The sequence below is a fragment of the Nocardiopsis sp. CC223A genome (assembly GCF_030766825.1).
Taxonomy (GTDB): Bacteria; Actinomycetota; Actinomycetes; order Streptosporangiales; family Streptosporangiaceae; genus Nocardiopsis.
Genome location: NZ_JASFDV010000034.1, coordinates 25,173 through 39,974, shown reverse-complemented (window position 1 = coordinate 39,974; position 14,802 = coordinate 25,173). Strand labels below are relative to the sequence as shown.

Annotated in this window: 13 protein-coding genes; 7 read left to right on the top strand and 6 right to left on the bottom strand. The window is 74.6% G+C overall.

What is annotated here, in order from left to right; translation table 11 throughout:
* Window positions 1-8 precede the first annotated feature (8 nt).
* Window positions 9-1,502 carry an amidohydrolase gene (locus QJS33_RS15645; protein WP_306368709.1) on the top strand — a complete coding sequence of 498 codons (1,494 nt, stop codon included), beginning with the start codon at window positions 9-11 and terminating at the stop codon, window positions 1,500-1,502.
* 254 nt (window positions 1,503-1,756) lie between these two features.
* Window positions 1,757-2,641, top strand: coding sequence for a glycosyltransferase family 2 protein (locus tag QJS33_RS15640; protein ID WP_306368708.1), 885 nt, complete (start codon window positions 1,757-1,759; stop codon window positions 2,639-2,641).
* A gap of 370 nt (window positions 2,642-3,011) precedes the next feature.
* Here QJS33_RS15640 and QJS33_RS15635 read toward each other — a convergent pair whose 3' ends face one another.
* The 3 genes from QJS33_RS15635 to QJS33_RS15625 form a co-directional block, all read right to left on the bottom strand.
* Complete coding sequence (locus QJS33_RS15635) at window positions 3,012-5,855, bottom strand: BTAD domain-containing putative transcriptional regulator (RefSeq protein ID WP_306368707.1); 2,844 nt, start codon at window positions 5,853-5,855, stop codon at window positions 3,012-3,014.
* A 252-nt stretch (window positions 5,856-6,107) separates the two neighbouring features.
* Window positions 6,108-7,319 (bottom strand): GTP-binding protein, encoded by a 1,212-nt coding sequence (locus QJS33_RS15630; protein ID WP_306368706.1) that lies wholly within the window; start codon window positions 7,317-7,319, stop codon window positions 6,108-6,110.
* 3 nt (window positions 7,320-7,322) lie between these two features.
* Window positions 7,323-8,063: a trans-aconitate 2-methyltransferase gene (locus QJS33_RS15625; RefSeq protein ID WP_306368705.1), complete on the bottom strand. Its 741-nt coding sequence runs from the start codon at window positions 8,061-8,063 to the stop codon at window positions 7,323-7,325.
* 211 nt (window positions 8,064-8,274) lie between these two features.
* Between QJS33_RS15625 and QJS33_RS15620 the strand changes: the two genes are divergently transcribed.
* From QJS33_RS15620 to QJS33_RS15600, 5 genes are all read left to right on the top strand, one after another.
* On the top strand, window positions 8,275-8,667 hold the full coding sequence (locus QJS33_RS15620; protein ID WP_306368704.1) for a Fur family transcriptional regulator: 393 nt from the start codon (window positions 8,275-8,277) through the stop codon (window positions 8,665-8,667).
* Window positions 8,668-8,770: 103 nt separating this feature from the next.
* Window positions 8,771-9,355 carry a helix-turn-helix domain-containing protein gene (locus QJS33_RS15615; RefSeq protein ID WP_306368703.1) on the top strand — a complete coding sequence of 195 codons (585 nt, stop codon included), beginning with the start codon at window positions 8,771-8,773 and terminating at the stop codon, window positions 9,353-9,355.
* 71 nt (window positions 9,356-9,426) lie between these two features.
* On the top strand, window positions 9,427-10,101 hold the full coding sequence (locus QJS33_RS15610) for a cyclopropane-fatty-acyl-phospholipid synthase family protein (RefSeq protein WP_306368702.1): 675 nt from the start codon (window positions 9,427-9,429) through the stop codon (window positions 10,099-10,101).
* The gene (locus tag QJS33_RS15605; RefSeq protein ID WP_306368701.1) at window positions 10,098-10,592 is read left to right on the top strand and encodes a DinB family protein; all 495 of its coding nucleotides are present in this window, start codon (window positions 10,098-10,100) and stop codon (window positions 10,590-10,592) included. Before QJS33_RS15610 ends, QJS33_RS15605 begins: the two co-directional genes overlap by 4 nt.
* Window positions 10,593-10,796: 204 nt before the next feature.
* The gene (locus QJS33_RS15600) at window positions 10,797-12,020 is read left to right on the top strand and encodes an acyltransferase (protein ID WP_306368700.1); all 1,224 of its coding nucleotides are present in this window, start codon (window positions 10,797-10,799) and stop codon (window positions 12,018-12,020) included.
* A gap of 185 nt (window positions 12,021-12,205) precedes the next feature.
* On the opposite strand, the gene QJS33_RS15595 is transcribed toward QJS33_RS15600, so the two are convergent.
* The 3 genes from QJS33_RS15595 to QJS33_RS15585 are packed head-to-tail and all read right to left on the bottom strand — an operon-like array spanning window position 12,206 to window position 14,789.
* Window positions 12,206-12,682, bottom strand: a complete 477-nt coding sequence (locus tag QJS33_RS15595) for a hypothetical protein (RefSeq protein WP_306368699.1) — start codon at window positions 12,680-12,682, stop codon at window positions 12,206-12,208.
* Window positions 12,679-14,118, bottom strand: a complete 1,440-nt coding sequence (locus QJS33_RS15590) for a cell wall metabolism sensor histidine kinase WalK (RefSeq protein ID WP_306368698.1) — start codon at window positions 14,116-14,118, stop codon at window positions 12,679-12,681. The genes QJS33_RS15595 and QJS33_RS15590 overlap by 4 nt, the downstream gene beginning before the upstream one ends.
* Window positions 14,115-14,789: a response regulator transcription factor gene (locus QJS33_RS15585; protein WP_306368697.1), complete on the bottom strand. Its 675-nt coding sequence runs from the start codon at window positions 14,787-14,789 to the stop codon at window positions 14,115-14,117. Before QJS33_RS15585 ends, QJS33_RS15590 begins: the two co-directional genes overlap by 4 nt.
* Between the last annotated feature and the right edge of the window lie 13 nt (window positions 14,790-14,802).

The following is a 14,802-nucleotide window of genomic DNA, read 5'->3' as shown; positions in this document are numbered from 1 at the left end:
ACGCCGACATGGGCGAACAACGGACGCTGCTCAACGCGTCCCTCCCCGGACGTGCGGGGACTCACGACGTCCTGCTGGACGGCGGTGTGATCGGGGCGGTCGTCCCGGCGGGCTCCGGCGCCCGCCACGGGGAGGCCACGGACGTGGACGGCCGCTTCGTGCTGCCCGGGATGTGGGACCACCACGTGCACTTCGCGCAGTGGACGGTCCAGCGGCGGCGCCTGGACCTGTCCGGCACGGCCAGCGCGGCACAGTGCCTGGAACGCGTCCGCGACGCGGTCGCCGGGCCCCGCGCGTCGAACACGGCGGAGCCCCCGGCGCTGGTCGGCTACGGCTTCCAGGACGGGGTGTGGCCGGACGCCCCCTCGCTGGCGGCGCTGGACGGGGTGGCGCCCCGGATCCCGGTGGTGCTGGTGAGCAAGGACCTGCACTGCGGGTGGATGAACACCGCCGCCGCGCGGCTGCTCTCCCTGGTCCCCGACCGGGTGACCGGCCTGGTCCGGGAGGGCGAATGGTTCGGGGCCCTGGACCGGCTCCAGTCCCCGGCCGACCTCTCCTTCGAGGACTACCGGGAGGCCGCCCTGGCCGCGGCCCGCCGGGGCGTGGTCGGGATCGTCGAGTTCGAGAACACGGACAACCTGCGGCTGTGGCCGGAGCGGGTGGACCGGGGCGTCGACTCCCTGCGGGTGGAGGTGTCCGTGTGGCCCGAACGGCTGGAGGAGGCGATCGCCGCGGGCGTGCGCACCGGGGACGTCCTGGACTCCCGGGGCCTGGTCACCATGGGCCCCCTCAAGGTGGTGGTGGACGGCTCCCTGAACACCCGGACCGCGTGGTGCTGGGACCCCTACCCCGGCATGGACCTCTCCCACCCGCACGCCTGCGGGATGGAGACCGTGCCCCTGGACACGCTGCGCGAACTCATGGCCCGGGCGAAGGAGGCGGGGATCGCCGCGGCCGTCCACGCCATCGGCGACCGCGCGAACACCGGGGTGCTGGACGCCTTCGGGGAACTCGGGATGGCCGGGACGGTCGAGCACGCCCAACTGGTGCGGGAGGAGGACTTCGCCCGCTTCGGCGCACTGGGGCTGATCGCGAGCGTGCAGCCCGAACACGCCATGGACGACCGGGACGTGGCCGAACGGCACTGGCCGGGCCGCACCGCACGCGCCTTCGCCATCGCGTCCCTCCGGCGCGCCGGGGCGGAACTGAGGCTCGGCTCCGATGCCCCGGTCTCCCCGTTGGACCCCTGGATCGCGGTCTCCGCCGCCGTCGCGCGCAGTCGCGACGGCCGCTCGCCCTGGCACCCCGAGCAGCGGATCGGTGTCGGCGCGGCGCTGGCCGCGAGCACCCGCGGACGGGTGGGCGTCGTGCCGGGCGAACCGGCGGACCTCGTGGTGGTGGAGCGCGACCCCCTGGCGTCCTCCGCGGAGGAACTGCGGACCATGCCGGTGGCCGCGACCCTGCTGGCGGGGAGGTTCACCTGGTCGGCGCTGACCCGCTGACGGCCACAGGCCCCCGCGCCGCCGCCGCGCGGATGCGCGGTGCCCGCCGGCGTCGGCGGGCGCGACGCCGTACTCCGTGGGGCGCACGGGGACGGGGTGCACGTTCGGCCTGCGCGGTCACCGGGCGTTTCCCTCATGGTCACGGGGACCGTGTCGGCCGTTGCCCTGCCTGAGGTCATATGGTCCCGGAGCCGGGGTGTCCGGCTCCGACACGAGGCGGGCAGAGCCGTCGCAGGACCGAGGAGAGGAAATCCGTGACCGACGTCGATATCCCGAGAAGGCGGCGCGGGAGGGTGGCCCGGGCGGTGGCGTCAGCGCCGACGGTGTCCCTGGTCATCCCGGCGTACAACGAGGAGACCACCATCGAGCGGTGCCTGCTCGCCGTGCTGGCGCAGACGCAGGCCCCCTGGGAGGTCCTCGTGGTCGACAACCGTTCGACCGACGGCACGGCGGCGGTCGTCCGCCGCCTGGCGGACGCCCACCCCGGGGCGGGGATCAGGCTCCTGCGCCAGTTCGACGCCCAGGGGCTGGTCCCCACCCGCAACGCCGGGTTCGCCGCGGCGACCGGTGACGTCCTCGGACGCATCGACGCGGACTCCGTCCTCGCCCCGGACTGGGTCGCGAACGTCTCCCGGGCCATGGCCGACCCGACCGTCGGGGCCGTCACCGGTCCGGTCACCTACTACGACGTGCCCGTGTTCGGCTCCTGCCGCGTGTCCGACAACGCCGTGCGGCGCACGCTCTGGCACCTGGGGCGGCGGCGCTGCCCCTTCCTCTACGGCAGCAACATGGCGATCCGCGCCACGGCGTGGAAGTCGATCGAGCACGCGGCCTGCCCCGACCACGACGACGTGCTGCACGAGGACATCGACCTGGCCGTGCACCTGAAGCAGACCGGTATCCGGGTCGCCTACGCGCCCCGGATGCGGGCGGGGGTCTCCGCCCGCCGGCTGGTGGACTCCTCCCCGGCGTCCTTCCGCGCCTACACCCACCGCTTCGCCGCCACCTACCAGAGCCACGGCATCGACCACTGGACCCTCCGGGCGCCGCGCCACCTCCTCCAGGGATTGTTCTGGGGCCTGCGCTCGGCCTCGTCCCTCACCCCCTCCGCGCGCTCCTCCCGCAAGACCGCGGCGTGAGCCGCCCCGTCCCGGGACGCCGCGCCGGTCGGGACTCCGGCCGGGCGCGGTGCCTCCGGGACGGGGGGCCCGTTCTCGGGCGCCGTCTCACGGATCGGGCGGATCCCGCACGTGGTGGGCCCCGCCGGACCGGCACGGGATGGTGTCCCGCCGGGTGGTGCGGCTCTTCCGGCCCCGTTCCCACGGATACGCGGCGGCGCCGCAGGCCGGATCGGTGCGCCGCCTTCGGCGACGCTCCGGATCACCGTGCCGACAGGGCGCGATGGCCGTCCGACATCGGCCGGCCATCGCGATGACCCGCAAGGACGCACCCGCGTGAAAGTCGCACCGCTCCAGGGGACATGACCCGGCACGGAGGACCGGCGGGGCGTCACGGTGACGCGCGGAGCCTCTCCTCGGTCTCCCGTACCTGTTCCGTCCGGTGCTGTGCGCGGTACAGGTCCAGGGCCCGCCGCCAGGCCTCACGCGCGGCCTCCGGCTCGCCGAGGGCCTCGTGGGCCTCGGCCATGCTGCTGAAGGTGTTCGCCTCCTCGAAGGCGTCCCGCAGAGCCCGGTAGACCGGAATCGCCTGGCGGAAGTACCCGATGGCCTCGGGGCGGCGGTCGGCGAGGACGGAGACGTTGCCCAGGGTGTCCAGGATGGCCGCCTCCCCGGCCTTGTAGCCGAGTGCGCGCGCACCCTCCAGCGCCTCCCGGCAGTGGTCGAGGGCGCGTTCGTACCGTCCGAACGACTCGGCCAGGACCCAGCCCAGATTGTTGAGCGCCGCGGTCGCCCACAGCGGGGCGTCGACCCTCCGGTACAGCTCCAGGGATCTCTCCGCGTGCTCCAGCGCCGGTCTCCCCTCTCCCGCGAGGACCGCGGACAGCAGGAACACCTGGTGCGTGTGCGCCTGGTTGAGCAGGTCGCCGGTGTCCTCGAAACGGCCGAGGGAGTCCGCGAGGAGGCGGGACGGCTCCTCGCCGGGGCGGCCGGCCATGAGCAGGGTGGAGGCCAGGCTCCTCTGCACGAGGGCTTTCAGGGTCGGAGCGCTCCCACCGCTCAGCCGGGAGGCGGCGTCGAGTCCGGTGCGGTTGAGGCCGATGAAATCCTCGACGTGGCCGCTGCGGCGGAAGTACAGGTGGGCGTCCCAGCACAACCGCCAGACCTCGCGGTGCAGACCCAGGTCCGAGGCGAGGCGGATCACGGCCAGGAGACAGGAGCGTTCCGCGGTGAACCACTCCAGTGCCTGGACCTCGTCCGAGAGCCGGGGTGAGAAGGGGTGCCCGTCGGACGGTTCCTCCTCCGCCACGGACGAGGGGATCTCGTGCGGGCCCAGGAGCCGGTTCGCGGCGGCCGCGGTGCGGACGTAGAAGTCGACCAGTGAGCGCAGGGCCTCGCGGCGGTCCTGCGCCGACAGGTCCGCCTCCGCCCGTTCCCTGCCGTGCAGGCGGACGAGGTCGTGCAGTTCGTAGCGCCCGGGGACCGGCTGCTGGACGAGGTGGGCCGCCTCCAGGGTGCGCAGCAGCGCCCTGGTCCGCGGTGGCGTGTGCCCGGACAGCGCCGCGACGGAGGCCAGTCCGATGTTCTGTCCCGAGAGCAGGCAGAGCAGGCCGAGCACTCGCGCCGCGGCCGCGGGCAGCGCCAGGTGGGAGGCGTCCAGGACACCGCGCAGGGAGGTGCCCAGGTCACCCGTGTCCAGGGCGTCCAGCCTGGTCTCCGCCTCCCGCAGCTCGGCCGCGAGTTCGGCGAGCGGCAGGTGCGCGTCACTCGCGGCGCGGGCGGCGGCGACGACCAGCGCCAGGGGGATCCGCCCGCAGCCGGTGATGATCGACTCCGCCGCCTCCGGCTCGGCCGCCACGCGGGGCGCCCCGATCCGGGCGGCGAGCAGCCGGTGCGCTTCGGCGGAGGTGAGCGGGTCCAGAGTGACGGACCGGGCCCCCTCGGTGGCGACCAGGCCGCTGAGCCGGTTGCGGCTGGTGACCAGGACGACGCAGGAGGGGGAGCCGGGGATCAGGGGCCGTACCTGCTCGGAGTCGCGCGCGTTGTCCAGCAGGATCAGCATCCGCTTGCCGGCCAGGAGGCTGCGGTACAGGCCGATCTGCGCCTCGGCACTGGTCGGGACGGCCTTCTTGGCCATGCCGAGGACGATGAGGAAGTCGTGGACCGTGCTCTGCGGCTCGGCGGGGGAAGTGCTCGGTGAGAAGCCGTGCAGGTTCACGTAGAGCTGGCCGTCGGGGAACCGGTCGAGGTTGTCGTGCGCCCAGTGCAGGGCCAGCGAGGTCTTGCCGACACCTCCGAGGCCGCAGACCACCGTGACGGGTGTCGATCCGGGTTCCCACACGGTGTCGAGTGCGGTGAGTTCCCTCTCCCGCCCGGCCAGCCGAGGCGGCGGGGAGGGGAGCTGGCCCGGCGGGGGGACGGGCGGGGGCGCCGCCGCCGAGGACGACCGGACGGCGGAGAGCACCGCTGCGAGGGGTGGGGCGTCCAGCGCCGGATCGGTGTCGAGGATCCTGAGGTGGAGGTCCCTGAGCTCGGCTCCGGGATCGGTGCCCAGCTCCTCGGAGAGCGCCCTGCGGAGGCGGTCGTAGTGCTCCAGGGCCTGCGCGGTGCGCCCCTCCCGGTACAGCGCGAGCATGAGCTGGCCGATCAGGCGCTCGTCGAGCGGATGCGCCTGGGCGAGGGAGACCAGGTCGCCGAGGCATTCGGCCTGCCTGCCCCGGCGGAGCAGCAGGTCGTTGCGGTCCAGCTTCGTCCGCAGGCGCTCCAGGTGCAGGCTCTCCCTGAACTCGTTGACCCAGGGGTTGTCCAGGGAGCCGAAGGCGTCGGCCCGCCACAGGGCGAGCGCCTCCTCCAGCCGGGCCAGGGAGGTGTCCTCGGTCGGCGAGTCCCGGGCCAGGGAGGTGAGGCGCCGGAAGCGGTGCAGGTCGACCGTGTCGAGTGCGTCGTCGCTCAGGGAGAGGACGTAGCCGCCCGGGCGCCGGTCGACCACCGCGTCGCCGCCGGCCGAGGACAGGGCGGTCCGCAGCCGGGAGACGTAGCTGTAGAGCGACGACCTGGCCCCGGCGGGCGGATGCCGCCCCCAGACCCGGTCGATGAGCCGGTCGACCGGGACCAGGCGGTTGACGTCGGCCAGCAGGCCGATGAACACGGACTGCCGCCGCACGTGTCCCAGATCGACGGTGCGCCCGTCGATCCGCGTCCGGATGTCGCCGAGTACGGAGATCTCAACCGTCAACACCACTCCCGGGCTGGAACGAACTGGGGGGAAGGCCCGTACGTCCGGTACGCGGGAGCACAGCGGTAACTCGGATCCCAGGAGTGTACTCCTGGGAGATCACTCGGAAGTCCGTTGCACGAGCCGCGGTTTCGGCGGGATCCCATGCACACGGACGTCCCGGCCGGGACCGGGGTTCCCCCTCCCGCCGGGCTTCGTCGGCGCCGGGGCCGACGGGAAGGGGGCGGCGCCTGTTCGGCGGCCGGAGTCCGTTCAGGTGTGGGCGTGGTGCGTGTGCAGGCCGCGGACGTCCCACTCCGGGAACGGGTCGGGCAGCGCCTCCCAGGGGGCCGCCAGCTCGCCATCGGTGAGCAGGCAGGCGCGCAGGGCCTCCTCCAGGTCGCCGTGCCGGAGCGCGGTGCCGATGAACACCAGTTCCTGGCGGGGCTCCACCCGCTCGGTGTCCGCCAGGTCCTCGGGGGCGTATCCGAGGGCGAGGCCGTCGGCGGGGTCCCACACCCCGGCCGGCTCGAAGCGGCCCACCGGTCCGGCCTGGGACCACAGGCCCGTGGTGCGGGCCCGGGTCGCCAGCCAGAAGAAGCCCTTGGTGCGCAACACGGTGCCGTACCGGTCGCCGTCGAACCCGGTCTCGACGAGCCTCCACAGGCGTTCGGGGTGGAAGGGCCGGTCGGCGCGGAACACCAGGCTGGAGATCCCGTACTCCTCGGTCTCGGGGACGTGGTCGCCGTTGAGCTCGGCCACCCAGCCGGGGGCGCGGGAGGCCCGTTCGAGGTCGAACAGGTTCGCGCCGATCAGCTCGGCGGGGTCGACGCGCCCGTGGGAGATGCGCAGGACGCGGGCGAGCGGGTTCAGGCGCCGCACGGCGGCCTCCACCCGGTCGGCCTCCTGGGCGGTGACCAGGTCGGTCTTGGTGACGAGCAGGACGTCGGCGAACTCCACCTGGTCGACGAGCAGGTCGCTGACGGTGCGCTCGTCGTCCTCGTAGGCGTCCAGCCCGCGGTCGGCGAGGTCGTCGCCGCGGTGGAGTTCGGTGAGGAAGTTCGCGGCGTCGACCACCGACACCATGGTGTCCAGGCGGGCGCCCTCCAGGAGGGGGCGGCCGTCGGGCCCGGGGACGGCGAAGGTCGCCGCGACGGGCATGGGCTCGGAGATCCCGCTGGACTCGATGAGCAGGTGGTCGAACCTGCCCTGTCCGGCCAGGCGGGCGACCTCTTCCAGCAGGTCGTCGCGCAGGGTGCAGCAGATGCAGCCGTTGGTCATCTCCACCAGGCGCTCGTCGGTCCGCGACAGGTGTCCCTCGCCGCGGACCAGCTCGGCGTCGATGTTGATCTCGCTCATGTCGTTGACGATCACCGCCACCCGGGGACCGTCCAGGTTCCTCAGGAGGTGGTTGAGCAGGGTCGTCTTGCCCGCGCCGAGGAAACCGGACAGCACGGTCACGGGCAGGTCGGTCGGTGCGCTCACGGGTCAGCTCTCTCGGATGATCTTGTACAGGTCCGCCTCGGCGGGGCCGTGGGGGACGACGGTCAGGCCGTGGGGCGCGGTCTCGGCGCGCAGCCCGGCCTCGGAGACGGTCCACCAGTCGTAGTGGACCTCGTCGGAGGAGAGGACGCGGTCGCCCTCGCAGGTCTGGTAGGTCATGTGCCAGGTGAGGCGTTCGGGTCCGGCGGGCTCGGCCCCGGCCCAACCCACGTAGGTGCGCCCGCCCACGGTCACCTCGCTCATCCGGGACCGTTCCACCGGCTCGGGCTCGGTCGGCCGGGGCAGGTTGAGCAGGACGAAGGCGCCCGGCGCCAGGCGCGGGGCCAGGTCCTCCCAGAGGCGGTCGCGCTCGTGCGGGCTGAAGTGCCCGATGAGGTTGGCCATGACCATGCCGCCGATGCGGTCGGGCAGGTCGGCGGCCAGCAGGTCGTCGCCGTCCACGGTGACCCGGGCGCGCAGGCCGGGGTCGTCGGCGGCACGGGAGAGCAGCACCGCGACCAGGACGGGGGAGGGCTCCACGGCCAGGACCGGGACGTCGGGCAGGGTGCGCGCGATGAGGCGGGTGCCCTGCCCGCCGCCCGCGCCCGCGTCCACGACGGGCCCGGAGCCCGGGGGCAGTTCGCGCAGGGCCTCGGCGACGGCCGCGCCGTGGTGGTCCCACCACCCGGCGATCATGATGTCCAGGTAGCGGCCGGAGAGCCGGTAGGGGTCGTCGTGGTCGGCCACGGGATGTCTCCAGGGGTTGGGGGCGGACTCCGTCTTGCCAAAATGAAAACGGTTATCATAATCTTCCATGGGCGGGCGGCCGCTGTCCACTCCTCGCATCCCGTCCGGTCCACCGGCCGCCCGCCCCGGCAATCGGCCCGTCCTTCCCGAGGAGCACATGTGAACAGCCCGCCCCGCCCCCCGAGCCCTGCCCGCCCGGGAGTCCGGTGACATGGGTGCGGGGTCCAGGTACGACGGCGAGGTGCTGGCCGCCCTGCGGCGGGAGGACCGGTTCCGCAGCTGCCAGGAGGTCCACGCCCTGATCGCGGACTCCCGCGGCGGCCCGCAGCGCCCGCCCAGCCTGTCCACCGTGTACCGGACGCTGCACCGGCTGGCGAGGGAGGGCGAGGTCGACACCATCCAGTCCGAGGACGGCGAGCGCCTCTACCGCCGGTGCGAGACCCCCTCCCACCACCACCTGCTCTGCCGCGTCTGCGGGCACGCGCAGGAGGTCCCGCACGCGCGGGAGCTGCGCACGGTGCTCACCCGGGTCGAGCGGTCGACCGGTTTCACCGGGCTCGCCTACTCACTGGAGTTCGCGGGGGTGTGCCCTGACTGCGCGTGAACGCTCGGCCCTCGTGACCGGAGCGGCCGGGGGCATCGGGAGCGCCGTGGTCCACCGCCCCGGCCTGCACCGGTCCCGGCCGGGGCCGCGCTAGATTGCCGATATGAACGACACCGGGGACGACGACGCGGTGCTGCGCGCCGTGGGCGAGCGGCTGCGGCGGCTGCGCACCGGGGCGCGGTTGACCCTCGCCGCGCTGTCGGAGCGGACCGGCATCACCCAGAGCACGCTGTCGCGGCTGGAGACCGGGCGACTGCACCCCACCCTGGGCCAGCTGCTGCCGCTCTCGCGCGTGTACCGGGTGCCGATCGACGAACTCGTGGACGCGCCCCCGGTGGGCGACCCGCGGGTGCACCTGCGTCCGGTGCGCCGCTTCGGCCTCACGTTCGTCCCGCTCACCCGGCGCGCGGGCGGGGTGCAGGCCTACAAGGTCGTCTACCCGCCCGCCCGGACGCTCCCCGCGCCCGAGCTGCGCACCCACGAGGGCCACGAGTGGTTCTACGTGCTCTCCGGGACCGTCCGGCTGCTCCTGGGCGCCGAGCAGGACCTGCTGCTGGGCGCCGGGGAGGCGGCCGAGTTCGACACCCGGCTCCCGCACTGGATCGGCAACCCCGCCGAATCGGCCACCGCGGAGGTCATCGCGATCTTCGGGACCCAGGGCGAGCGCATCCACCTGCACGGGGCGTGAGGAGCCGCCGCGCTCTTGCACATCCGCAAGAAAGCGTGCGCGGCGGACGCGGGCGCGCCCACCATGGCGGCATGGAACCAGATACGACCACATCCCCGTCCGGCCGCGGGTTCTGGGAGCAGCGGTACCGCGACGACGACCCGTCGGGGCCGCTGCCGACACCCAACCCGGCCTTCACCGCCCTGATCGGCGAACTGTCCCTCGTGCCGCCCCCCGCGGGCACGCCCCGGGCGCTCGAACTCGCCTGCGGCCGCGGCGGGGACGCCCTGTGGCTCGCCGCCGCGGGCTGGCACGTCACCGCCGTCGACATCGCGGAGCACGCCCTGTCCGCACTGGCCGAGCGGGCCCGCCGCGCCGGCCTCGGGGACCGACTCGCCGTGGAACGGCACGACCTGGCCCGGTCCGCGCCCGGAGCCGGGCGGTGGGACCTCGTGTACGCGAACTACTTCCACACCCTGGTGGACCTCGACCGCGACGCGGTGCTGCGCCGGGCGGCGCGGTCCGTGGCCGACGGCGGGGTGCTGACCGTCGTCGACCACGGTTCCAGCGCCCCCTGGTCCTGGGAACAGCGTGACGACCATCCGAGTGCCGAGGACCTGTGGCACTCGCTCGCCCTCGGGAACGGCTGGACCCGTCTGATGTGCGAGGGGCGTCCGCGGATCGCCCGCGGGCCCGACGGGCGGACCGCGACGGTGCTCGACACCGTGGTGGCGGCCCGCCGCGCGGACGGGGGCGGGCGCACGTGAGCGCCGCGGAACCGCGCCGCCGGGACCGGCCGCCGCCCCGGACCGGGCCCGGGGAGAAGGAGGTGCTCACCGGGTTCCTGGACTACCTGCGCGAGAGCGCCCTGGCCAAGGTGGACGGGGTACCGGAGCGGGACCTGCGGACCCCCGGGGTGCCCTCGGGCACCAATCTCCTCGGGCTCATCGAGCACCTGGCCCACGTCGAACGCTTCGTCTTCCTGGGGGAGCGGCCCCGCGACTGGTCGGCCACCTTCCACGTCGCCCCGGGGCGGAGCGCACGGGACGTCGTCCGCGGGTACCGCGAGGCGGTCGCCGCCGCCGACCGGGCCGTCGCCGCGTGCGCGGACCTCGACCGGCCCGCCCACGCGGGGAGCCCGGGCGGGCCCGCGCCGTCGATGCGGTGGGCACTGGCGCACATGATCGAGGAGACCGGCCGCCACGCGGGCCACCTCGACATCCTCCGCGAGCTGACCGACGGCCGCACCGGTCGCTGATCCCCGGCGGGGGCGGTCGTCCGAGCGGTCTTCGATCCGAGGGCATCGGCGGAACCGGTGGCGTGAGGGAACGGCCACCACCGCCGTCCCGGGCCCCGGCCCGGGACGGCGCCCGCCCATCTGCGACACGACCGGTACACGGCGCGGACGGTCCCCGGACACGGGTCCGGAAACCTCGGCGCCATGAGACCAGACCTTTCGGCCGTGGCCGACCGACCCCCGTCCGGCCGCAGGGGACACCTGGCCGCCCTGGACGGCCTGCGGGGCGCCGCGGTCGTCGGCGTCCTGCTCTTCCACACCGGCCACCTGGCCGGGGGCTTCCTCGGCGTCGACCTGTTCTTCGTCCTGTCCGGCTACCTGATCACCGGTCTGCTGCTGCGCGAGGTCGCGGCGACCGGCCGGGTCGACCTCCTCGCCTTCTGGGGGCGCCGGCTGCGCCGCCTGCTCCCCGCGCTGGCGCTCATGCTGGTCTGCGTCACCCTCGCGGTCCGGGCCGCGGGACCGCCCGGCCTGGTGCGCAGCACGCTCGCCGACGGCCCGTGGGTGCAGGCGAACCTGGTCAACTGGCACCTGCTCGCCTCGTCGGCCGGGTACTGGGACCGGTTCGGTGAGGAACGCGTCTTCGGGCACCTGTGGAGCATCGCGGTGGAGGAGCAGTTCTACCTGCTGTGGCCGCTGCTCCTGGCCCTGGCCGCACTCTCCGGCGGCCGGATCGCCCGGCGCGGGACGGCGACGGCGGTCGCGGTGCTCGCGGCGTGCCTGGGCACCGCCTCCGTGCTGGCGATGGCTCTCCTGGTCGACCCCGCCGACCCCACCCGGGTCTACACCGGCACCGACACCCGCGCCTTCTCCCTGCTGCTGGGCGCGCTGGCCGCCGCGCCACCGGTGCGGGAGCGGCTGGACCGTCTGGCCGATCGGGCCCCGCGGGCCGCCGCGGCGGCGACCGCACTGGCGGCGGCGGTGATCGCCGTGCTGTGGCTGATCGCCGACGGGACGACCGCCACCTGGCTTTACGGCGGCGGGCTCTTCGTGCACGCGCTGGCCTGCACCGTGCTCATCGGACTGTGCGCACGGGCCCCGGAAGGCCTGGTGGCCCGGGTCCTGGCCGCCGGACCACTGAGGTGGGCGGGGACGATCTCCTACAGCCTCTACCTGTGGCACTGGCCGGTCATCGTGCTGCTGTCCCCCGAGGCCACCGGCCTGACCGGGTGGTGGTGGACGGCCGCGGTGTGCGCGGTGTCGGTCGCCCTGGCGGCGCTCTCCACCCACCTGGTCGAGGACCCGATCCGCTTCCGCGCCCGATGGGCCACCGGCCGCCGGGGCGCGGCCGCGTTCGCCGCGGTCATGGTCGCCCTGGCCGTGCTGTGGGCCGCGGTCCCCGTCCCGGCGCCGCCCGCCGTGGACGTCACCGCCCTGGACCGACCGTGAGGATGCGCGGCGGCCTCTCCGACGGCTCCGCCCCACGGACCGCGACCGACGCCCACCGGCTGCCCTCCAGGGGATTCGCCGACCCGCTCGGAGGAGCCGCCGCACGCGACCGGACGGGTGTCCGTGACCTCATGGGAGCATCCCGGGCCCCCGACCACCCGGCCGGTCGGCCCTGAACGGGGCGGTCAGCCGGTCACCGGGCAGCGGCGGACCTCGTCCGACTCCGGGGTGTCCAGGGTGAAGCGGACCCGCACCCCGGTGTCCGGCGACCCGCCCGACTGCACGTGCACCGCCAGGGCCGTGCACACGATCTGGTCGATCCCCGCCGGGGTGACCTCGTCGGCGGCCAGCGGTGTCATCAGCTCGATCACGTCCTCCCGCACGGTCACTCCCATGCGCTGGGCGCCGGTGGCGTCGATCCCGGTGCCCAGATCGGAGTCGCCCGGCCCCGAGAGCAGCAGGGACATCGCCTCGGAGATCGACCCCAGGCGGCCGGTGTCCCGCACCTGGAGCACCAGCTCCCCCTGCCCGTCGAGGAAGTACAGGGGGACCCCGGACGCCACACCCGTCGGGGCCGGACCGCCGTCGACGACCTCGGCGGGACCGCTCCCGCAGGACGTGACCAGGGCGAGCACCACGGCCGCCGCTCCCAGGCGCCTCATCGCCCACCCTCCTCTTCGTCTTCTTCCCCTTCCCCCCGGTCGGGCAGCACCAGGTCGAAGCGCGCCCCGGACCCGGTGTCGGACGCGGTGAGGTCGCCCCCGTGCAGGCGCGCGTTCTCCCGGGCGATCGCCAGGCCCAGCCCGCTGCCCGGGGTGCGGGTGCGGGACTCGTCCGCCTTGTAGAAGCGGTCGAACACCCGCGGCAGCACGTCCCCGCCCAGCCCGGGACCGTGGTCGGTGACGGTGACGCGCACCCCGCCGGGCAGGCGGTGCACCTCCACCCGCACCGGCGGCGCCCCGTGCCGCAGCGCGTTGCCGACCAGGTTGGCCAGGATGACGTCCAGCCTGCGGCGGTCCAGCCGCAGCACGATCCCCTCCGGCGCCGCCACCTCGACCCGCTCCGACCAGCCCCGCAGCCGCAGGCAGTCGCGGACGGCCGCGGCCGCGTCGACCGGTTCGGCGCGCAGCCGCGCGGTACCGGCGTCCAGGCGCGACACCTCCATCAGGTCCTCCACCAGGCGGATCAGGCGGTGCGTCTCGCTGATGGCCATGCGCGCCGACTCGCGGGTGTCGTCGTCCGTGCCCTCCGCCGAGGACTCCAGCACCTCCACCACCGCCGCCAGTGTGCTCAGGGGGGTGCGCAGCTCGTGGGAGACGTCCGCGACGAACCTGCGGGCGTCGGCCTGCATCCGTTCCATGGCCGCCATGGACTCCTGGAGTGAGGCCGCCATCTCGTTGACGGCCACGGCCAGCTCGGCCAGTTCGTCGGCGCCGTGCGGTTCGGCGCGGGCGCCCAGGTCCCCGGCGGCCAGTGCCCCGGCGGTGTCGCGCAGGTCGCGCACCGGCCGCAGGACGCCGCGGGCGGCCAGCAGCGCCAGCAGCACCGACAGCGGCAGGGCGGCCGCGGCCGTGGCGACCGCCGTCAGGACCAACCCGTCGACCTCGCGCTCCACCGCGGCGAGGTCGCGCAGGGTGTAGACCTCGATCCCGGACGGGGAGCGGGTGCCGTCGGGGGCGGTGGCCATGACCGGGGTGCCCACCAGCAGCCAGGTCCGGCCGTCCACGGTGATCCGCTGGGCGGCCGACCGGTGTCCGTCGCGCACCGCCCCGCGGAGTTCGTCGGTGATCAGACCGGTGTCGAAGACGCCGGTGGAGGTCAGGTCCCCGTAGGTCACCAGGGTGTCGCCTCCGACGGCCTGGCGGAGCCGGTCCAGGGCCTCCCGGTCGGGCGGGTAGGTCAGCTGCGGGGCGACGGCGGTGATGCTCCCGGCGACCGCCTCGGTGGTGCGCTGCTGGTGGGAGGAGACCAGGGCGGTACCCGCCGACCCGGCGCCCGACCAGGCCGCCGCAACGGCGCCCAGGACGGTCACCAGCACGAACGCGGTCAGCAGCCGGGACCGCAGCCCGCGCGGGAGCGGCCGCCGGAGCGCCCTCACAGCGGCCCGAACCGGTAGCCGAACCCCCGGACCGTCTGCACGTACCTCGGGGCCGTCGCGGCCGGTTCGATCTTGGCCCGCAGCCGCTGCACGCAGTTGTCGACCAGTCGGGAGTCGCCGAGGTAGTCGTGCTCCCACACCTCCTCCAGCAACTGCTGCCTGCTGAACACCCGGCCCGGTGACCGCGACAGGACCAGCAGCAGGCGCAGCTCGGTCGGCGTCAGCGCGACCGGCTCACCGCGCAGGGACACCAGCAGGGTCGCGGTGTCCACCCGCAGGTCGCCGTGTACGCGCACCCCCTCGGCGTCCCCGGGGGAGCGGCGCAGCACGGCGCGCACGCGCGCGTCCAGCACGGTGGGCTGCACCGGTTTGACCACATAGTCGTCCGCGCCCGCCTCCAGCCCGCCGACCACGTCGAAGTCGTCGCCCAGCGCGGTCAGGATGATCACCGGGGTGCCGCCCCGCTCGCGGATGCGGCGGCACACCTCGAACCCGCCCACCCCGGGCAGCATCACGTCGAGCACCACCAGGTCCGGGGGCTCGGACCGGAAGGCCGCCAGGCCCTCCTCACCGGTGTCGGTGGTGCGGACGTCATGCCCGTGCCGGGACAGCGCCAGTTCCAGACCCCGCCGCACCATGGGGTCGTCCTCGATCAGCAGAAGTCGTGCCACCCGGCCAGTATCG

What these genes read in the sequence shown, in the direction of transcription:
- QJS33_RS15595 (WP_306368699.1), bottom strand. Translation starts at nt 12,682, where the DNA reads ATGAGGCGCCTGGGAGCGGCGGCCGTGGTGCTCGCCCTGGTCACGTCC.
- QJS33_RS15645 (WP_306368709.1), top strand. Translation starts at nt 9, where the DNA reads ATGGGCGAACAACGGACGCTGCTCAACGCGTCCCTCCCCGGACGTGCG.
- QJS33_RS15620 (WP_306368704.1), top strand. Translation starts at nt 8,275, where the DNA reads ATGGGTGCGGGGTCCAGGTACGACGGCGAGGTGCTGGCCGCCCTGCGG.
- QJS33_RS15610 (WP_306368702.1), top strand. Translation starts at nt 9,427, where the DNA reads ATGGAACCAGATACGACCACATCCCCGTCCGGCCGCGGGTTCTGGGAG.
- QJS33_RS15615 (WP_306368703.1), top strand. Translation starts at nt 8,771, where the DNA reads ATGAACGACACCGGGGACGACGACGCGGTGCTGCGCGCCGTGGGCGAG.